The sequence below is a fragment of the Rhodoplanes roseus genome, assembly GCF_003258865.1.
In the GTDB taxonomy this organism is placed as follows: domain Bacteria; phylum Pseudomonadota; class Alphaproteobacteria; order Rhizobiales; family Xanthobacteraceae; genus Rhodoplanes; species Rhodoplanes roseus.
In genome coordinates this window covers 1-2,754 of sequence record NZ_NPEX01000478.1, presented here as the reverse complement: position 1 = coordinate 2,754, position 2,754 = coordinate 1, and the positions used below count along the sequence as shown (strand labels likewise).

The following is a 2,754-nucleotide window of genomic DNA, read 5'->3' as shown; positions in this document are numbered from 1 at the left end:
GCTCGGCGCTGGCGCGCCGCCCCGGAACGACCAAGTCGGAATGTGTCTCGCACCGCCCCATCACTGCCCCTTCCGCTCGATGCCGATGGCCTTGGCGACGGCACCCAGCGCGGCGAGCTCGTTGCGGATCAGCGCGCCCGTGTCCTTGGCGCCTAGCACGCGCAGCGTCGCGCCCTGCTTGTCCATCGCCTCCTTGAACTTCGGCGTGGCGGCGGCCTCCATGAAGGCCTTCTCCAGCTTCTCCAGGATCGCGGGCGGCGTCTTGGCCGGGGCGATCAGGCCCCACCACAGGACCGTCTCCTCGGCGCCCAGCCCGATGTCGTCGAGGCCGGAGGCTTGCGGCAGCGCCGGGTTCTTGCCGGCCGAGGTGAGCAGCAGGCACTTGGCCTTGCCGGCCGCCGCATGCGGCAGGATCGGCGGCAGCGAGCCGCCGTAGAACGTCACGTGGCCGCCGAGGAAGTTGCGCGCCGTCTCGCCGGCGCCGCCGAACGGCACCGGGCGCACCTTTGCGCCGAGCTTCGAAAAGACCCGCTCGGCCGCGAGCTGCATGGTGCCGCCGAGCCCGTCGTTGCCGTAGGTGAATTTTCCGGGATTCGCCTTGATCTGGTCGACCAGCTCCTTGGCGTTGGCAGCCGGAAAGCTCGGCGCCGTGCAAAGAACGTAGGACGAGAAGCCGATCGACATCACGCTCGCATACGAGTCCGGCGTGTAGGACACGGCGAGGCTGTGCGGGCTCGTCGTCAGCGGCGAGTTCCAGATGAAGCCCAGCGTGTAGCCGTCCGGCTGCGCCGCCGTGATCAGCGTGGTGCCCACCGTGCCGCCGCCGCCGGCGCGATTGTCGACGATCACCTTCTGCTTGAGGATCGGCTCCACGGCCTCGGCGATCTGGCGCGCGAACACGTCGGTGCCGCCGCCGGGCGGGGCCGGCACGATCAGGGTGATGGGCCGGCTCGGAAACTCCTGCGCGGCCGCCGGGGCCGGCACCAGCGCCGTCGACGCGAGCGCCAGCGCGCCGAGCAAGCCGAGGCCGAGCGTGTCTTTGAGCATCGTTCTCTCCCTGATCATCGTCGTGATCATCTGATGTCGACGTCGTAGCTGAAGCGGTCGGCGGGCCCGTGCGAGCGCCGCCATTCGAGCGGGCCGCCGTCCAGCCCGAAGGCGGTGCGGTCGATCACCACGACCGGATCGCCGGCCGCGATCGCGAGGCTCCTGGCCACCGCCGCGGTGGCGCGGCCGAACGAGATGCGATCGGCGGCGCGCGCCACCGTGACGCCGAGCTCGCGCTCGTAGAGCGGATAGAGCAGGCCCTCGAACTTCTCCGCCGGCACGCTCGCGAGCGGCGCGAAGCGCGGCAGCGGCACGGCGATCCTGTCGATCACCAGAGGCTGGCCGTCGACGAGACGCAGGCGATCGAGCCACAGCACCGGGTCGTCCGCCGTGAGGCCGAGCGCCTGCGCCGCATCGCGGCCGGCCGGGCCGGTGCGTCGCCCGACCAGGCGCTGCGTCGGCGCCAGAGCCTTGCCGCCCTTGCCGGTGAGACGGAAGAAGCGGAACAGCGTGTTGCCGAGATCGGCGCGGCGCACATAGGTGCCGCGGCCCTGGCGGCGCTCCAAAAGGCCCTGCTGCACCAGCCCCTCGATCGCCTTGCGCATGGTGCCGAGCGCGACGCCGAACTCGGAGGCGAGCTCGCTCTCGGCCGGGATCGCCTCGCCCGGCTTCCAGGCGCCGTCCTGGATCCGCTCGGCGAGCGCGTCCTTGAGCCGCTGATAGATCGGCAGGCGCTGGTCGGATCCGACGCTGTCGGAGACGGCGTGCATGGCGGCCCTCGTCGCGGGAGCGGTGGTCACGGAGACGCTGGTCAGCTAGTCCTCTATAGGAGTATAAGACCCTTCGCATCCCTCTGGCAACCGATCACATGGCCGCCTCACCCACCGCCCGTCCCGTTCCGATCGTCGACACGCATGTCCACGTCTTCACCCGGGCGCTGCCACTGGCGCCGGGCCGCCGCCACAGCCCGAGCGGCGATTTTCCGCCCGGCGACCTGTTCGCCGTCACGGCGCCGTTCGGCGTGCGCGAGATCGTGCTGGTGCAGCCCTCGTTCCTGGGCACCGACAATTCGTATCTGATCGAGACGCTGGCCCTCGCGCCCGAACGGCTGCGCGGCATCGTCGTGGTCGATCCCGCCGTCGCCGACGCGACACTCGACGCCTATGCGCGGGCCGGCGTGGTCGGCATCCGGCTCAATCTGCTGGGCAAGGATTTGTCCGAGGTGCTGGGACCGGACTGGACGGCGCTGCTCGGGCGCATCGCGGCGCGCGGCTGGCAGATCGAGATCCAGGCGGAAGGCCGCGACTTTCCCCGCCTGCTCGACGCCATCGTGCCGCTCGGCGCGCCCGTCGTGGTGGATCACTTCGGCCGGCCCGATCCCGCCCTCGGCCTCGACGATCCGGGCGTCCGCCGCATTCTCGCCGCCGCGCCCGGCGGGCGGCTCTTCGTGAAGATCTCGGGGAGCTATCGCTGCGGCGGCGCCGACGCCTCCCCGTATGCGCGCGCGCTGCTGGATGCGCTCGGCCCCGCCCGCCTGCTCTGGGGCAGCGACTGGCCGCACACCCAGTTCGAGGCGGTGCGCACCTACGCCGACGGCATCCGGGAGCTGCACACATGGCTCACGCCCGAGCAACAGGCCGCGGTCGCGGACACATCGCGAAGACTGTTCGGGTTCGTGAGGTGATCAGGACCCTTTACCCTCCCCTG

Annotated in this window: 3 protein-coding genes; 1 reads left to right on the top strand and 2 read right to left on the bottom strand. The window is 71.2% G+C overall.

Annotated features, from left to right (window positions below; translation table 11 throughout):
* Positions 1 to 60 precede the first annotated feature (60 nt).
* Positions 61 to 1,047 (bottom strand): Bug family tripartite tricarboxylate transporter substrate binding protein, encoded by a 987-nt coding sequence (locus CH341_RS30380; protein ID WP_170149876.1) that lies wholly within the window; start codon positions 1,045 to 1,047, stop codon positions 61 to 63.
* 26 nt (positions 1,048 to 1,073) lie between these two features.
* The gene (locus tag CH341_RS30375) at positions 1,074 to 1,817 is read right to left on the bottom strand and encodes a GntR family transcriptional regulator (protein ID WP_111423246.1); all 744 of its coding nucleotides are present in this window, start codon (positions 1,815 to 1,817) and stop codon (positions 1,074 to 1,076) included.
* A gap of 98 nt (positions 1,818 to 1,915) precedes the next feature.
* Here CH341_RS30375 and CH341_RS30370 point away from each other — a divergent pair, with 98 nt between their 5' ends.
* Complete coding sequence (locus CH341_RS30370) at positions 1,916 to 2,731, top strand: amidohydrolase family protein (RefSeq protein ID WP_111423244.1); 816 nt, start codon at positions 1,916 to 1,918, stop codon at positions 2,729 to 2,731.
* Positions 2,732 to 2,754 lie beyond the last annotated feature (23 nt).

Bases quoted from the DNA above. Each gene is read 5' to 3' on its own strand.
- CH341_RS30370 (WP_111423244.1), top strand. From the start codon at position 1,916: ATGGCCGCCTCACCCACCGCCCGTCCCGTTCCGATCGTCGACACGCAT.
- CH341_RS30380 (WP_170149876.1), bottom strand. From the start codon at position 1,047: ATGCTCAAAGACACGCTCGGCCTCGGCTTGCTCGGCGCGCTGGCGCTC.
- CH341_RS30375 (WP_111423246.1), bottom strand. From the start codon at position 1,817: ATGCACGCCGTCTCCGACAGCGTCGGATCCGACCAGCGCCTGCCGATC.